We start from the raw sequence: 15,588 nt of genomic DNA, 5'->3' as shown, positions 1-15,588 counted from the left end.
CGGATGGCGTGACGCTGGTGGCACGTATGCACCGCATTTGACCAAGACTCGTGTCCAAAGGTGCTTGACACATTCCGCTGCTGGCCGAGCGACCTGCGCAGGTGGCCGAGCTGCTGGCGGCGATCAAGGCGCGCAACCAGTCCCTCGTCGCTGAGATCCGCCGGCTGGTCTACGAGCTGCGCCCACCGGCCCTCGACGAGCTCGGTCTGCTTGGGGCTCTGCGCGCTGCGGCCAGCAACCCCGGGGCCGCGCCGGCGATTCGGATCAGCGCCACGCCCGAGCCGCTGCCGGCGTTACCCGCCGCCGTGGAGGTCGCCGCCTACCGCATCGCCCTGGAGGCGCTTACCAACGCCGTGCGCCACGCCCGGGCACGCCGGTGCGAGCTACGGCTGGAGCTGGCGGTTGATGGCATACCGGGGCTGCGGATCACGGTCGCGGACGACGGACGGGGGATCGATCCCGATGCCATAGCAGGCGTCGGGCTGCGCTCGATGCGCGAACGGGCCGAAGAGCTGGGCGGCAGCCTGATGGTGACCCCCGCCGCCGAGGGCGGCACACTGGTGCGGGCCTGGCTGCCGATCGCAGCCCCAACCGAGGAGGAGCGCCGATGATCCGCGTGCTGATCGCCGATGACCACACCCTCTTCCGCGAGGGCGTAAGTGCCATGCTCCAGGCCACTTCCGACACCGAGTTGGTGGGCGAGGCGGGGACAGGGGCCGACGCTCTCGCGCAGGCTCTGGCGCTGCGGCCCGACATCGTGCTGATGGACATTATGATGCCTGAGCTGAATGGCATCCTTGCCACCGAGCGGCTCGTGGCCGCGCAGCCCGGCGTCGGCGTGATCATGCTGACGATGCTTGAGGACGACGACTCGCTGTTCGCCGCGATGTGCGCCGGGGCGCGGGGCTATATCCTTAAGGGCGCCGACAAGGCCGAGATGTTACAGACCATCCGGGCGGTGGCGAATGGCGAGGCTCGCTTCGGCCCGGCCATCGCCGGCCGGCTGATGGGGCTGTTCCGCCAGCAGCGCGCCGCCCGCGAGCGCCCCTTCCCCAACCTCTCCGAGCGCGAGTTCGAGGTCCTGGAGCTGGTCGCCCGCGGCCTGAGCAACGGGCAGATCGCCGACCGGCTGCTGATCAGCGGCAAGACGGTCAGCAACCACATCTCGAACATCTTCCTCAAGCTCCACGTCAGCGACCGCGCCCAGGCGATCGTGCGCGCCCACCAGGCCGGGCTTACATAGAGCACGGGCTCGCCGGCGCGCTGCGGAGCCTGTCCCGGCTAGTCGAGCCGCAGCCGCTATCTGTGGAGCTGCCCAAGCCGCTGTCGGCGCTCCCCGCCGCAGTCGAGGTGGCACTCTCCCGCATCGCCGGCGAGTCCTTGCACAACGTGGCCCGCCACGCCCGTGCGAGCGCCTGCGCGCTCGCGCTAGAGGTCGGCGCGACGGTCGTGGAGCTGCGCGTGAGCGATGATGGAACAGGCCTGCCGGCCGAACACCGCGACGGCGTGGGGCTCGCCGCGATGCGCGGCAAGCCCGCCTCGCGCAGCAGGCAGGCGCCCCTCCGGCTCAGATGGTAGCAGCGCCCGTCAGGGATGGCGATGGGCTGGAGGTATTGCTCGGCCAACCAGCGTGCGAGCCGTTTGGTGCGGGCCTGCTGGCTGACGGCCTCGGGCCAGACGAGGGCGCAGAGGTCGTTTTCGCTGAGCAGGATGCTGTCGTTGAGCCGCTGGAGCATCAGCCGGGTGCGTTCGCCGAGCTTTTCCCATGCGGAACGGTGTCCCGTTGAAAACGAGCGACGTCTTGTCGTCATCGCAGTACCCCTTGTTATGCAACGCGCTGGAAGAGGTATGCACTGGCGGAATACGTATAGTCAATACCGCGCTGCGTGCGCTCAAGATCGTCTCGCGTGACGGGACTCCCGCGACGTGGCATGAAATAGCGTTCGAGGTGACTCGTCTCCAAGCGATAGGTGTCATCTTGCTCAGTGAAGACACCGCGCAGGGCGTAGGACGGATCAAGGGCCGCCATACTCGCATCACCGTGACTGTCATTCGCCACCAGCAGACCACCGATGCGCAGATAGCGCCGACAGTGCTGTGACACGAACCCGGCAAACTGCGAAATCAGCACATCCACCCCTTGATCAGGCTCTGGGAGCGGATCCATGTACGAGACTGCGTGGAAGCGCACCGTTGGATCGTGCGCGTACTCCTTACGGATGCGGAGAAAGGCGATGAGATCGGGATCCGCGAAAAAGCGCCGGGCTTGCTTATCCGTATCCACGTACACCGTGGTTGGAAAGAAAAACGAGGGGACAATGTGCACAAAGCTTCCCGGGTAGAGCGCCGTGGCACTCGCGGTGTGTGCAGCGAGCACGCGGAAGAGGCTGCTGCGATCGTGTCGTGGATCGCCATAGTATTTCTGATAGACGGCGAGCGATTTGGCATTCATTGGCTTCCTTTCGCTTCAGGACAGCAGAAATAGGCAGGACTTCGATCTGATGCGTAGCATAGTATACGGTCATCCACAGAACATCCGGACCGTACCGTGCTGTCCATCCACGGTCAGCCGTTTGCCGTCCTGGAATGATGCGTTGCTCTCGGTGGGCCGGGCACGGCGGGCGGGGTGACGGTGTATAATGGACCCAAGAATTTAGACACTCATTCGGCCAAGCTTCCGTACATGATGCATATGAAAAAGACTTACACTGCTGCGTTCAAGGCACAGCTTGTGCTGGAGCTCTTGAAAGAAACCAAATCGATCAACCAGCTGGCTGCCGAGCACGGAGTCGCCCCGACGGTGCTGCGCGAATGGAAACAAGCCGCCCTCACAGGTATGCCGGATCTGTTTGAACGTCGGGATTCGGTGACCGAACTCCGGGCCACCCATGCCCGTGAGTTGGAGCAACTCTACGCAGAGATTGGCCGCTTGACAACGCATGTCAATTTTTTGAAAAAAAAGCTGCCGGATTGACCCGTGCTGAACGTATTGCCCTGGTCGAGCACGCTGATGAGGCGCTCCCGCTGGGTACCCAGGCCGCTCTCCTGGGCCTCAGTCGCCGAAGTCTGTACTACCAGCCGGTGCCGCCATCGCCGGAGGAGGTGGCCGTCAAGCACCGCCTTGATGCGTTGTATACCGCCCATCCGTTCTATGGTTCGCGGAAGATGACCGTCATCCTGAACGAGGAAGGGGTGTTGATCAACCGGAAACGGGTGCAACGATAGATGCGCGAGATGGGGCTTGCGGGTATCACCCCTGGCCCCAATCTGAGCAAGCGGGCCGCCCAGCATCGCATCTACCCGTACCTGCTCCGTGGAGTAACCGCCACCGTCCCAAACGCGATCTGGGGCTCTGATATCACGTATATCCGTCTGCGGAGCGGCTGGCTCTCCCTGGTTGCGATCCTCGACTGGTACTCGCGCTACGTGATCAGTTGGGCCTTCGATGAGACCCTGGAACTGCCCTTCGTGCTCGATGCCGTGGATCGTGCGTTGACGGTGGCAGCGCCCACGATCTGGAACAGCGACCAGGGGAGCCATTTCACCAGTCCGCAGCTCACGAGCAAGCTGGAGGCCGCAGGAGCCAGGATGAGCATGGATGGACGCGGACGCGCCCACGACAACATCTTTACCGAACGACTCTGGCGATCGGTGAAATATGAGGAGGTGTATCTCCACGAGGATGGAAGTCCACGTGAGGCACGTATGAGGATCGCACAATACATGCACGTTTATTATCACGAACGCCCGCATCAATCGCTGGACTATCGTCGTCCTGTTGAAGTGTATCGGGGAGAATGAGCCCACCGAGGGTATGATCGGCGATTTTTTCGGCTGGGGGTTGGTCGGGGCCAGGTCGCCCCGGCCAGGGCGATCTGGCCCCGACCAACCCCCAGCCATTGGCCCTGGCACGCTGTCTAGACTCTGGTGTCAAGGCTTTCAGCAGATGAAGGAAGGCATCTGCACGGAAAACTGGCCCAAAACGTGTGCTTGACATTGGGTCCACCTTAGGGGATGCGAGCTGAGCTTGCGCTTTCCGACCGTGAAGCTCCTTGACTTTGACCCTTTGGCACTGGAGGCGACACCCCATCCGTTTGCGGTCTTGACGCTGATGGACCGGGATGCCCAAGAGACCCGTGGGCAACCGGCAGAACGACTCCAGCGCAAGGTGGCTCGCTATCGTGCGCTTGTGCGGCAAGGGTATGCGGCGCAAGATAGACGCATCCTTCTTCATCTTATGGATCATGTGCTGCGGCTCGACGCGGAGCTCGCAGCCCGCGCATTCGATCAGATGCGTCAGGTAGAAAGCGAAGCGTTCTTCGACTTCACAAGCATCGACGACCTGACCGCCTGGCTTCGGGCAGCAGGCTCCTGCCCCAGCGGAGTGACGAGGTCGCGCATCAAGCCATCGGGTTGCAGCCATATGATCGCCTGAGCACACGGTGAGACTTTTGACTGAGCCGACAATCGGCGGTGAGTGGTATGATCACCCCAGGAGGTTTCCCTATGCATGACAATGACCCGCCGCTCGCTCGCGCTACCTATGACCAGCTCGCCGACGCGTTCGCCCGCCACGCTGAGGATGGCCCGTACAATGCCCACTACGACCGCCCCGCGCTGCTCGGCCTGCTGCCGCCGGTCGCCGGATTGCACGTGCTCGACGCCGGCTGTGGGCCAGGTCTCTATGCCGCATGGCTCGTCGCCCAGGGCGCGACGGTCGTTGGCCTCGATGTCAGCCCCCGAATGGTGGCGCTCGCCCAGACCCGACTGGGCGGACGTGCGACGATCCTGGAGGCGGACCTGGCGCAGCCCCTCACGATGCTTGCCGACGCGTCATTCGACCTGGTGATCAGCGCCCTGGCGCTCGACTACGTACCCGACTGGGCGCACCTCTTCCATGAACTGACACGCGTGCTGCGGCCGGGCGGGATCCTGGCCTTCTCGGTCGTCCACCCCGCCGACGACTTCTACCGGCTGCACCCCGAAGGCTGCTACTTCAACATCGAGCCGGTCACGGTGACCTTCACTTTCCCCGAGGATGGGGTGAAGGTCGCGGTGCCCCACTACCGCCGACCGCTTCAGGCCATGCTCACGCCGCTTCTGGCCGCCGGCTTTGTCCTTGACCAGTTGCTCGAACCCCGACCGACGGAAGCCTTCGCCGCCCGTGACCCGGCGAAATACGCCGTCCTGCTGCGTCGCCCCGCGTTCATCTGCGTCCGCGCCCGCCGAGGATAATGCACGCAAAGGGGAAGGGGGCGTCTTTACGGGATCGGTTTGTTCCCGAGATAGAGCAGATGATCGGCGGCCCCGATGAGAGCCGGATCGCGCCCTAGGCGCTCGTTGAGCTCTACCCAGGCGTCCCAGGCCGCACCAGTCACGGCATTGACGTGCTCCTCGTGCCCGGCGACAATCCCCTCGACCCCGATGAGTGCCTGCGTCGTGAGTCCAGCCGCCTCCATCAGGGGCACCACCTCCGTCGGGTGGGCAACGTAAGCCTGCGGGAACAGCTCGCCCCGGTCGTGAACACCGGTCCGGAGCACGTGCTCGGTGTACGCGGGGTCCTGGATGATCCAGAGCGGATCTTTCGCGGCAGCGTCACGGAAGGGCGCAAAGCGCGACACAAAGGTCGCCGCCAGGAGCCCGCCAGGGCGAAGCCGGGTACACGCTTCTGCCACGGCCTGCGCCCGCTCGGCGTGGGTCAGCAAGTGATACAGCGGCCCGAACAGCAGGACGGCATCATAGTGGCCGGAGATCGTCGCTGGGAGGGCCAGCGCATCGGCCTGGATGACCGCCTCCAGCATCACTGCCGAGCGCTCGGCATAGTCACGCGCCTGAGCGAGCTGGGTGGCCGACAGATCCACCAGCGTCACCTGGTACCCCTGGGCTGCCAGCGCGACACTGTACCGACCCGGCCCACCGCCGAGATCAAGCACCCGCGCCGGCGTCGGCGGGAGCGCCGCGTTCAGGACACGCATCGTGACCGCAAACTCCGTGCGGTGCCGCTCCAGCCGCAGCCACTCACGCTCGCCATACGCATCATAGAACGACGCTACGCGTGACATCGCTCTCCTCCTGGAAATGCTCCCAACCCGTTTTCGCTGTCTATCCACCGCCGTCCCTGGCGGTCAGCCGGAGTTTGGCTGTCAACTTGGCTGTCAACGGCAAAAAAGGAGCCTAGTGCCGAATTGACACTAGGCTTCCTAGAATGGTGAGCCGGGTGGGGATCCATCATACCTTGGCCACGTTGACCGGTGGTTCCCGTGGGGCTGCCGCCACCTTGACCTGAATCGCCACCATCGATCTGGTTGTTGCTGTCTCTACTATACCGTTTCTGCGCCGCTACGACAAGGGGAAAAGCGAGCGAAGTGGGGGTTATTGCGACAACTTCGTGCCGTTGAACCCAGATCGTGCTGAATACCACCACGATCCAGCCGCGGAGCTCGGCATACGCACGACACGCACGCAGTTGCGCCTCAAGACTGTAGCCCTCGACTTGTTCCTCACTACTCACGCGGATGTAGATCGCGACCGATAACGGGACATGGTTCATGCGGCCCTCTGGCGTTCTGACTCATCGACGGTGGTGCCTTCACGAGCGATTCGGGCCAAGAGCGTAGCGAGCGCCGCAAGCAACGCGGCACGATCACCAGGTACTTCCGGTGAATGGAGGGTGATCTGACTGTTCGCGTGCAAGGGGAACGGGATGGGACACGCTGGCGGGCGATCATCATCAGATCCCCCCACCAGGTGCAACCGCAGACGCGATGACATCGGGAGATTCTCCTGGGCTAGCTGCTGGATGCGGAAGGGGTGGTCGTCCCGTTCCGTGCAACAACCAGATAAGGGCACGGGTAGAACCTGTCGCACCGCTCTGGCGCATGGGAACGCACGATGGCCGCGGTGATGGGTCAGTGTATGCGCGGATCCATCAGGAAAACATGGGCCACCACCGCGCCGTCCTTCGCGGTGATCACCCCATGGCACCAGAAGTGTACCCGATCATGGCCTTCTGGCAAACCTGGCGTTCCTGATCCGTCAGAGCTTGATCGCCTGCGCAACAGGATACTGCCATGCTAGCGTTGTTGCACACTTGTGTCAATGAGTCAAAAAGAGTCAAAGATGAGGCAATATGGGGGAGTGGAGGGGGGCAAACTTATCGTTCACTGCGCGCCTCCCGCTCGCTCCACAGGATGCGCGTGATGGTTGAGCCGCTGCGCGTGCTGATCGTGGACGACCACTCCGTCTTTCGGCGCGGGTTGCGCGCACTCCTGGCGACTGTGCCCGAGGTGACGGTGGTCGGCGAGGCAGCAAGTGGACCCATAGCGCTGCGCCTGGCGGCCGAGCATCAGCCCGCCCTGGTGCTGATGGATCTGCAGATGCCGGACGGTGATGGCCTGACGGCGATCCGGCAACTCGCCACCGCACAGCCGTCGGTCCACATCCTGGTGGTGACCATGTTTGCCGACGACGACTCCGTGTTCGCCGCGCTCCGTGCGGGCGCGCGAGGCTATTTGCTCAAGGACACCGACAACACGGAGATGATCCGGGCGATTCTGGCGGTCGGGCACGGCGAGGCGATTTTCAGCCCAACCATCGCGACGCGCATCTTGCACTTCTTCGCGCGCCAGCCGGCTGTCGCGGCGACGCTCTTTCCCGACCTGAGCGAGAGTGAGCGTAACGTGCTGCAGCTGATGGCGCGCGGCATGTCGAACGAGGCGATCGCCGCGCAGCTTGCCCTGAGCCCGCGCACGGTGCGCAACTACGTGAGCAACATCTTCAGCAAGCTGCACGTCGCCGACCGGGCCGAGGCGATCGTCAAAGCGCGCGATGCCGGATTGGGTCGATGAGCGAGCTTCGGCGAATGCCCGGCGCGAACGTTGGCCAGCGGATCGACGGGGTGGAGCGCACCCGCGGCAGTCTACGGAACCGCTGTCGCGGTGCTGCTCACCCGGCTCGCCGCGCCGTGGAATGCGCGGCGAGAGCCCCAAACCGCCCATTCCGATCACGATAGGTCGTGCGTGGCGGGTTTGCCAACAGTATGCTTTCCTACCGGCGGATTATCGGGAGCACAGTAGTGTATCCCCCACGCTCTTCGGCCCGCTGCGGTGCTGGACCTACCACGAATGGCAACGTGCGCGAAACGCCCCCTCCTGGGGTCGCCACGCTCACGGCCGCCGTCCGCGCGCTGACGAGGTCGTCGGCACGTATCGTCGCCTGCAACTGCGTCTCGCTCAGCCGCGTGGTCGGGCGATCCTGCCCATCCCAACGAACGACGCTCCCCTCAACAAAGCCTGTGCCATCGATGGTGATGGTTACTCCGCTCGCGCCTGCGGTCGCTGCCGCCGGGCTGAGTGTAGCCACCTGTGCGACTGTGCCGAGCAGCGTGCGCGCCCAGCTGGATGGCTTGTGCCAGAGCGCTGAATACGGCCAGTACTGCACGCCATCGTTCGGCGGAAAGACGTGCTCCAGGTCGAGCCCGATGATCCGATTCCAGCCACCGAGTACGCTGGCGTCGATCCGCAGTTCAGCCTGCCACGCGTTGCCGCTACTGCTCGCCCGGGCGTCCAATCCGCCTGGCCCGTTGTTGTCCAGGCCGCCGCTGCCGTTGCCGCGGAAGGTGTCGGGCGTACCATCCTCACCCACTGAAAAGCCATAGTCGTCCGCCTGCGGCTGGTCATTACTGGCGTTGCGGCTGTCAATCCGAACCACGGCAAGTGAAGGTGCGGCGCTCGAGCTGGCGCGGGTCAGGTTGGTAAAACAGATCCAGAGGTGGTTTTCGCTGCGCAACAGACGCACTGCCGCCTGGATGCCGTTGGCATCCGGGGCAAGCTGCACGCGAGCTGCGCCACTGTAGCCCGCGTCACTACAGCTTCCGTCCAGGGTTGGGGCTGCCCCAAGCGGAACAACCAGCGGCTCGACGGTGAGGCTCTGCGTCACACTCTGCTCGTTCCCGGCTGTATCGCGGGCAGTCAAGGTGATGGTGTGTAGTCCCGGCGCAAGGTCGGCAATGCTCAACTCCGCCCCGCTCCCAACCGCAACGTCGTTGATCGCCCAGCGCAGTGCGTCGCCGCTCAGGCTGCCATCTTCGGCGTCGCTCGCCGTGCCATGCAGCACGATCTGGCTGCCCGCCGCAACACTCTGGCCAGCCCAGGGCGCAAGGATCGTCGGCTGCGGCTTGCGGTTCGGTACCGTAAACGGCTCAGAGGTCGCGATGGTGGTATGGTAGCCATCGCTGGCGAGCACCCGAATGCGGCCACCAGTGGTGCTCCCCGGCCAACCGCTCAGGCTTGCCAGCGGCACGCTGATCGTGTTACCTGTATCGGTCTGCGGGAAGTCGGTCAATACGGCACGCCAGCTCTGGCCGTTGTCGGGGCTATACTGCACGGTGAAGAGCAGCCGGTCGCTGGCGTCCGGATCGCTTGCCCGCCAGATGAGCGTCAGCTGTTGGTCGAGCGTCTCGCCTCCGGCTGGTGCAACGATGCTGAGCGTCGGTGCGCCCGCGCCAACTGTCCGGCTCGTCAGGAGCGTTGTGCCGTCAAGCAGTTCGATCCGCGCGACCTGACCAGGCGGTGCGGGGAAGCTGATCTGGAAGGGAACTGGCCCACCTTCGTCGGCGGCGTCTTCAAGGATCACGGCCCGGTCGGCCAGGGTTGTGCCGTTTGCATCGAGCAGCCGGAGCTGGTGGCTACCGGCCTGGAGCGTGTGCCCCAATCTGCCAAGATCGGGGGCGGCCAGGCGCTGCCACTTGCGCAGCGTGCGCTGGCTGATCGCCGCGTTGGGCAGCACCCAGGCGTGGTTGAGGATAGAGTTCGTTGGCGAACGCAGATCGATCGCGCCAGCGATCAGAACTACTCCGCTGCCGGCTTGCAGATCGACCCGCGCTGCCGCTTCTGCTGCCTGCGTCGTGGCACCATTTGGTATCTCGTTGAGCAGCCCACGCCAGGAAAAATCACTGATCCAGCGCGACTTTGTCGGCGAGATGCTGTGCGAGTACGAGAGCAAATCGCCGACGCTGGTTGGCGCAATCGCGGTAAAGTTAGACCTCCAGCGGTCGTAGGTGAAGCCGTAGTGGCGCTCGACTCCGTCGTCAACGTCGATCTGGCATGGCGGATAGGGGAATGCGCCGGGATCATCAGGGCTACCGCAGTCCACGTGCCGCCGCCCGTAGTTGTGCGCCAGTTCGTGCGCCAGCGTCACAGCCCGATCAGCCTGCCAATCGCGCATGAAATAGCTATCGGACGGCACACGGAACCAGAGCACGCTTCCGCCCAGGAAGGCGGTGCCATTTGCGCCACCGGCATCGGCGTGCGCTACACCAGCATAGTGGGTACGGGCGCGCGCGTCGTCACAGCGGTCGGGGTCATCGGAGAAGATATCCCGGGCTTGGAGCGAAGCCAGCACCTTCCAGCTGTCGTCGGCCAATTCGTAGGGGCCATAGCGCCACGGCGGAAGGCCAAAGCGTGCTTCAAGTTCGGCGACGTCTTCATCCTGATGGTAAACCCACACATCCGGCGATGGTAGCAGCCGCCTGGCCATGTCAATTGCACGATTGTGCGCATCGGAGAAGAGTTGGACCCGTGGGTTTGCCCGCACCGGCACAAAGACGACGCAGATTGGCGCTTTGTTGATAAATGTGAAGGACGCCCTGGGAAGGGTATCGTTTGAGCCGTCCGGGTCATTCCAGAACGTATTTGGATTGATCCGCGGCAGCAGCGAGATGCTGCCGGCGTGCGTCCATTCAGGTGGCAAGCGAAAGATCCAGCTCTCATCGACATTGCCGCGTTGGACGCCGCGGTTGTTGCTGCTAAAGTCGCGCACACCGTTGACCGGGCGCAGCGGCGAACCCGGCAGGATGACACCGTTGCTGGTGGTGCCGACCAGCTCCGCATCGACGCCACGCGCGTCCGGGCCGCTCAGCTTATCGCCGTACACCCGCACATAGGTTGGCTTCTCGGCCACCAGTGGTACGTCGTTGGCCAGCCCCTGCACCCCCTGCGTGACCTCCATGCGCAGCAGCGCCAGATCCCAGCTGATCGCTGGCGCATCGGCCCGGATGCGGCTGAGCCCATTCGACGTTCTGAAGAAGATCCAGCCAGCGCCAGCCCCGATCTGACTTCCGCTGTCGTCGATGCTGTACGTGCCATTACAGTTCTGGCAGGCGATCGGCTGTGGCGAGCGAAACGGTCTGGTGTCGCCAGGCTCAACCGTCAGGAGCCGTTTCATCAGTCGCCCGGTCGATTTCCAACTACAACCATCCATCTGATCTGGTTGTGGGTCACACTGGTTTTCGATCCAGAAAAGAAAGGTGCCGTCGCTCGCGAACTTGCCCAGATCGTACGGCAAGCCTGCAACAGTTGGTGCCGTATACAGGTTCGAGACGGTGCAGTTCGTGCCACTGCTGTTACAGTGCAAGCTTTGCAGCGTCGAACCGTTAGCCCACAGCGGGCTCTCGCTGGTAAACTGGGCCGTATTACTGAGCGTTGCCGGGTTGAGGTATTTGCCCGTCGCTGCCGCCTTCGGCGTCTTCACGCAGGTTCCGCCGCCGATGCCTAAACAGAGTGTCAGCAATTCGTTGAGTGTGCCGTTGGCGAAATAGTACATATTCGAGCCCGCAATGATCAGGCTCGTTGCGTTCGGCCCAAGCGGCTCCGGCCCAATTCCAAGCGGCTCGAAGTTTGATCTGCGGGCGCTACGGATCACGGTGTCCGTGCCGTCGATCGTACGCTCCAGCCAGTAGATCGCGCTGCCCGATGAGGCGGGATTCGCATCGAGCACGATCTCACCGACCGGTTGGCGAGACGTCGCAACCACCCGCGCCACCAGCGGATCGCTAGCTGCACGGTACATGATCGCGCCCGCAAGATTGTCGTGGTAGTACAGGCCGGCATCGTCGGCGCTCATCATAAGCGGGCAGGTGCCGCTCGCCGCCAGCGTGGCCGCCCGCCCGCCGCCGATTGGCCAGCGCCGCAGGTAACCGCCCCCACCCCCCGTGCAATTTGTCCAGTACAAATACCCGCCGCCAACCGTCCAGATCGTGGCGTCCTCGATCTGGCCGGTCAGGGATGGCAGGTCGCGCAGAAAACCTGGCACGCTCGTCGACTGAGCCTGCGCAACCGGCGTCTGCTCCGCCGCTGTCAGCGGCAGCAGGGCCGCAAGGAGCAACGCTACGAACATCCAACTCAACCATCGGCGCTTGATCATGTCGTTATTTCTTTCAGAAAGGCCGTTTTGTCCCCAGCTACCGTTGGAGCACAGGGGGCAGCAGGTCGATCATGGGGCCATCTCCGTACCGCTCGCTCGGCGGCGCTGCAGCAGTTCGTAGCTGACGATGGTCGGCGGGTAGACGCAAAGGTCGGCGACGAGCTTGCCGGCGACGGTCCCGACCAGGGGCATCGGCGCGAGTGCCATGCCGGCCGCGAGCATCGCCGGCCGGATCAGGAAGCTATCGAGCAGCTCGGCCGGGCCGAACTCCAGCAGCAGGTCACGGATCATGCGGAGGACGGCGGGGGGGGGAGGAAGTTGGCGGCCCCGCACCTCGCGCATGACGATGGTGCCGTAGTAGGCGGCGTTCTCCGCCCAGGTGCCGGCGACGGCGGCGCGGAACATACGATCCTCCTTGTGTCTGCTCGTATGCTAGCAGAGCAAGGACAGAAGCGCAAGTGAGAGACACCCCCAATCACTCAAGAGGAGTTTGTCAACAAAGTTTTCTGACCGGCATCTGCTGAGGTGGCTTCCAACTCCCCAGATGATAGATGTTTTAGGTGCTGTTGTCGAGATTCAGTCTGATATATCTATCGCTCGCGCCGGGCCACGCGCTGGGCGATCTTTGTGCTGGTCAGCTCGCGCAGGGCATCGCTGCCGACCCAGCGGGCCGTGCGCGAGTCGGACGCCTGCAGGCGTTGGGCAACGGCGATAGCCGTCTCATTCAATTCGGCGCTGCGCTGCCCGATCTCACGGATGGCCCAGTTTACCGCCTTCTTCACGAAGTTGCGCTCGTCATGTGCCTCACGCTCGGCGCGGGCGAGGTAGCGCTGGAATAGTTCGGCGGGGGCAGCTTTGTCCTTGCCGGCCACCTGCACCATGAGCACAAAGCCGGCCCGCTTGATGAACTCCTCATCCCGCTCGCTCCAGACTAGGGCCTGGTCGCGGGCGAACGCCGTGCGCACCCAGAGATTGGTGCAGCACTGGTCGCAGAGATCCCACGAGTCGAGGTCGGCCACCCACTGCTCCATCAGCGCGAGCGTGACGCGCTTCGGCTCGGCGACGATGCTAGCCAGGATGCGCGCCTCGTGCATGCCGGAGTCCCAGAGCGCCTCGGCCAGAGCGTGGTTGCGCCCAGTCTCGCGGGCAATGACACGCAGGGTCTTCACCGGCACGCCGAGGACACGGGCACCGCGGATGCCGAAGCGGGCCATGCCGTCCGCATCCTCCGGGCTCGCCAGCGCCTCCAGGCGGGCGATGATCAGTGTGGCATCGGGTGAAGCAGGGGCCATGATTACTCCTGAATGTGGCCGACAAGCCAGATCGCTGCCAGTGTAGCATAGCCAGCGTATGTTGGACGTGATCGAGTATGATGGCCACTCCAAGCATGCGTCTCGCGTGTCGCCGAACGATAAGGAAGAGAGTGACGTGATGAGCGACTCGGCCACGGTCATCCTGATCAACCACGTCGGTATGGGTGAGGCCGAACCGGCATCGAAGTGATGGACGGTCGATCCCGAGAGCCGTACTATTGATCAACCGCGTCGGTATGGGTGAGGCCGAACCGGCCCTCCAGCAGAAGTTGCTAGCCACGTACCTGCGCCTGCTCAATGAGAACAACAGCTTGCCCACCGTGATCTGCGTCTACGCCGAAGGGGTCAAACTCGTTGTGACTGGTTCACCCGGCAAGATCCAGAACTGATGCCCGTCGTACGGTCATAGGCCTTGACCAGCAGGATGTGATGGTCACGTACGATGGCGGCCTGGTACCGAATGTCGCGCTGTGGCATTGGGATCTCTTCGGTCTGTCAGGGTTGCCATCCTATCGTAGCATACATGCTGCGGCGGTACACCGCTTGCGCATTGGACGCGCAGCGCCTGGGCAAGCGGTGCGCTGGACATGCTGAGCGTCGTGCCGCAGGGTTCGCTGGATCACGAGCGATCGGTTGCCTTGCTGAGGATAACAGGGGTTGATCCTTGCTCACGTCTGGGCGAACTCAGTGTGCGAGCCTGGGGCACGGCGTGGTTATGGGCGCAGTCGCACCTCCCAATGCCCATTGCTCCGCTGGCGCAGCTCGAAGCGTTTCGCATGGGCCTTCAGCACGCCTTTGAGTTGAGCATGCCCATGGGCACGTGCTGAAAAGGTTGGCGCAAGCTTGCGGATGGCAAGGCCAAACGCGCTGAGATCGAGCCAACCATCCTGCTTAGGGGCTTGCTGCCAGGCGCGTTCAAGGAGCACGCCAAGCTCAGATGGGGCGGTACGAGGCGAAGCGGCTTGCGAGGGAACGTGGTGAGGCGTGGCTGGGGCCATCGCTGCATTCGGGCTTGCGCGTGGCGCAGTCTGATCGGCTCGCTCAACGATCACTTTCAGGCTCGAGCGCGCCGCAGCCTGATCGGTCAACGCAACGATGAAGTGCTCCGCATAGTTTGAATCTGGCCGGATGGTAAACAGGTCCTTGCGGTTGTGAATCAGGGTGGCAAACCGGTCATATCCATACGTTTGGGGCTTCTGATGGGGGAACCGAAGTTCGATCTCGACAATCAAATTCGATAAACTCACCGTACCACATGCCTGATGCACTGCCCACCAACTTGTAAGGAGCATCGCCGTTGGATCAACTGGCTCAGGACGTGGTGCGCTCGGAGCCGGTTTGGCCGCTGGCGTGGTTGCCGCACGAAGTTGGGGATCGGATTGGGGTAGAGCAATCAGCTGCACGGGTGGCTGCACCGGTGAGACTGCTGGCGCAGGCACCGTGGCATCGCGACGATCAAGCGTAATAAAGATGCTACACGCCTGCGTGAGCGCCGGAGGGGTTTGTCTCCCCCCGATCCCGACCACGATGCGACCTGCGGCACGCAGGCGTTTCACCAACGGGGTATAGTCACTATCGCTGGCGAGCAGGCAGAAACAGCCAATTGCTCCCTCGTGGAGCAGATCCATCGCCTCGACGACGAGGGCAATGTCCGTTGCATTCTTCCCGATCGCGGTGCGTTCGTGAGGGACTGCTTCGATCTGATGCTTGGTCAGCAGGGCTTGCCAGCGCTGCTGGCGCATAACGGTTGGGTTCGCATACAGCCGGCGGATCGCGACGGTACCATGCCGTGCGGCCTCAATCAGGGCGGGGGCAACGAGCTCAGGCGAACAGTTTTCGCCGTCAATGAGTAGGGCGGCCGTGACCGCTCCTTCGGGGCTACGCCTGGGATGCTCAGGCAGACGCACGAGGGTGCGGGGCAAGACAATCTGGGTGGTGGCGAGGGTTGCAGGATCGTCAGCAACCGGCGATGAGGCGGATAATCCTGGCCGACGAAGGATGTGGTGCGATGTAATGAACTTCATAGATACGCCTTCGTAACCATATACACTCTCAAAAGCACATGCACATGTGA

The 15,588-nt window shown here is 63.5% G+C and carries 17 protein-coding genes and 1 pseudogene; 10 read left to right on the top strand and 8 right to left on the bottom strand.

Annotation, left to right across the window (positions count from 1 at the left end):
- The first annotated feature begins 101 nt into the window (after nt 1-101).
- The 3 genes from EKD05_RS18890 (at nt 102) to EKD05_RS18880 (ending at nt 1,578) form a co-directional block, all read left to right on the top strand.
- Nucleotides 102-611: a sensor histidine kinase gene (locus EKD05_RS18890; protein ID WP_205703981.1), complete on the top strand. Its 510-nt coding sequence runs from the start codon at nt 102-104 to the stop codon at nt 609-611.
- A complete protein-coding gene (locus tag EKD05_RS18885) occupies nt 608-1,243 on the top strand; it encodes a response regulator transcription factor (RefSeq protein ID WP_129675842.1) in 636 nt (211 codons plus the stop codon). Before EKD05_RS18890 ends, EKD05_RS18885 begins: the two co-directional genes overlap by 4 nt.
- A gap of 62 nt (nt 1,244-1,305) precedes the next feature.
- Nucleotides 1,306-1,578: an ATP-binding protein gene (locus tag EKD05_RS18880; protein WP_129675839.1), complete on the top strand. Its 273-nt coding sequence runs from the start codon at nt 1,306-1,308 to the stop codon at nt 1,576-1,578.
- 247 nt (nt 1,579-1,825) lie between these two features.
- Here the strand turns inward: EKD05_RS18880 and EKD05_RS18870 are convergent, their stop codons facing one another.
- Nucleotides 1,826-2,452, bottom strand: a complete 627-nt coding sequence (locus tag EKD05_RS18870; RefSeq protein ID WP_129675833.1) for a class I SAM-dependent methyltransferase — start codon at nt 2,450-2,452, stop codon at nt 1,826-1,828.
- Between the two features lie 234 nt (nt 2,453-2,686).
- Between EKD05_RS18870 and EKD05_RS27260 the strand changes: the two are divergent.
- From EKD05_RS27260 to EKD05_RS18855, 3 genes and pseudogenes are all read left to right on the top strand, one after another.
- A pseudogene (locus EKD05_RS27260) lies at nt 2,687-3,801 on the top strand (IS3 family transposase).
- 226 nt (nt 3,802-4,027) lie between these two features.
- On the top strand, nt 4,028-4,435 hold the full coding sequence (locus tag EKD05_RS18860) for a hypothetical protein (protein ID WP_129675830.1): 408 nt from the start codon (nt 4,028-4,030) through the stop codon (nt 4,433-4,435).
- A 71-nt stretch (nt 4,436-4,506) separates the two neighbouring features.
- The gene (locus EKD05_RS18855; protein WP_129675827.1) at nt 4,507-5,235 is read left to right on the top strand and encodes a class I SAM-dependent methyltransferase; all 729 of its coding nucleotides are present in this window, start codon (nt 4,507-4,509) and stop codon (nt 5,233-5,235) included.
- Between the two features lie 26 nt (nt 5,236-5,261).
- Here EKD05_RS18855 and EKD05_RS18850 read toward each other — a convergent pair whose 3' ends face one another.
- From EKD05_RS18850 to EKD05_RS18840, 3 genes are read right to left on the bottom strand one after another with little or no spacing between them, the layout of a single operon-like run.
- Nucleotides 5,262-6,062 (bottom strand): bifunctional 2-polyprenyl-6-hydroxyphenol methylase/3-demethylubiquinol 3-O-methyltransferase UbiG, encoded by an 801-nt coding sequence (locus tag EKD05_RS18850; protein WP_129675825.1) that lies wholly within the window; start codon nt 6,060-6,062, stop codon nt 5,262-5,264.
- Entirely contained in the window at nt 6,050-6,550 is a 501-nt protein-coding gene (locus EKD05_RS27255) for a recombinase family protein (protein WP_129675822.1), read from the bottom strand. The genes EKD05_RS18850 and EKD05_RS27255 overlap by 13 nt, the downstream gene beginning before the upstream one ends.
- Nucleotides 6,547-6,771 (bottom strand): hypothetical protein, encoded by a 225-nt coding sequence (locus EKD05_RS18840; protein ID WP_129675819.1) that lies wholly within the window; start codon nt 6,769-6,771, stop codon nt 6,547-6,549. Before EKD05_RS18840 ends, EKD05_RS27255 begins: the two co-directional genes overlap by 4 nt.
- Before the next feature lie 428 nt (nt 6,772-7,199).
- On the opposite strand from EKD05_RS18840, the gene EKD05_RS18835 reads away from it, so the two are divergent.
- Complete coding sequence (locus EKD05_RS18835; RefSeq protein ID WP_205703977.1) at nt 7,200-7,847, top strand: response regulator transcription factor; 648 nt, start codon at nt 7,200-7,202, stop codon at nt 7,845-7,847.
- 199 nt (nt 7,848-8,046) lie between these two features.
- Here EKD05_RS18835 and EKD05_RS26800 read toward each other — a convergent pair whose 3' ends face one another.
- The 3 genes from EKD05_RS26800 to EKD05_RS18820 form a co-directional block, all read right to left on the bottom strand.
- Complete coding sequence (locus tag EKD05_RS26800) at nt 8,047-12,201, bottom strand: IPT/TIG domain-containing protein (protein ID WP_240695851.1); 4,155 nt, start codon at nt 12,199-12,201, stop codon at nt 8,047-8,049.
- Nucleotides 12,202-12,270: 69 nt separating this feature from the next.
- Nucleotides 12,271-12,606: a hypothetical protein gene (locus EKD05_RS18825; RefSeq protein WP_129675813.1), complete on the bottom strand. Its 336-nt coding sequence runs from the start codon at nt 12,604-12,606 to the stop codon at nt 12,271-12,273.
- 185 nt (nt 12,607-12,791) lie between these two features.
- Nucleotides 12,792-13,493, bottom strand: a complete 702-nt coding sequence (locus tag EKD05_RS18820) for a DNA alkylation repair protein (RefSeq protein WP_129675810.1) — start codon at nt 13,491-13,493, stop codon at nt 12,792-12,794.
- Between the two features lie 58 nt (nt 13,494-13,551).
- Between EKD05_RS18820 and EKD05_RS25865 the strand changes: the two genes are divergently transcribed.
- From EKD05_RS25865 to EKD05_RS25855, 3 genes are read left to right on the top strand one after another with little or no spacing between them, the layout of a single operon-like run.
- Nucleotides 13,552-13,704, top strand: coding sequence for a hypothetical protein (locus EKD05_RS25865; protein WP_165360811.1), 153 nt, complete (start codon nt 13,552-13,554; stop codon nt 13,702-13,704).
- Nucleotides 13,705-13,750: 46 nt separating this feature from the next.
- Nucleotides 13,751-13,903: a hypothetical protein gene (locus EKD05_RS25860; RefSeq protein WP_165360810.1), complete on the top strand. Its 153-nt coding sequence runs from the start codon at nt 13,751-13,753 to the stop codon at nt 13,901-13,903.
- A 40-nt stretch (nt 13,904-13,943) separates the two neighbouring features.
- Nucleotides 13,944-14,108, top strand: a complete 165-nt coding sequence (locus EKD05_RS25855; protein ID WP_165360809.1) for a hypothetical protein — start codon at nt 13,944-13,946, stop codon at nt 14,106-14,108.
- 119 nt (nt 14,109-14,227) lie between these two features.
- On the opposite strand, the gene EKD05_RS18815 is transcribed toward EKD05_RS25855, so the two are convergent.
- Nucleotides 14,228-15,538 (bottom strand): NYN domain-containing protein, encoded by a 1,311-nt coding sequence (locus EKD05_RS18815; RefSeq protein ID WP_165360808.1) that lies wholly within the window; start codon nt 15,536-15,538, stop codon nt 14,228-14,230.
- Nucleotides 15,539-15,588 lie beyond the last annotated feature (50 nt).

Source organism: Candidatus Chloroploca sp. Khr17, assembly GCF_004138165.1.
GTDB lineage: Bacteria > Chloroflexota > Chloroflexia > Chloroflexales > Chloroflexaceae > Chloroploca.
The sequence above is the reverse complement of the archived record's forward strand: the minus strand, read 5'-3'. Positions and strand labels throughout refer to the sequence as shown.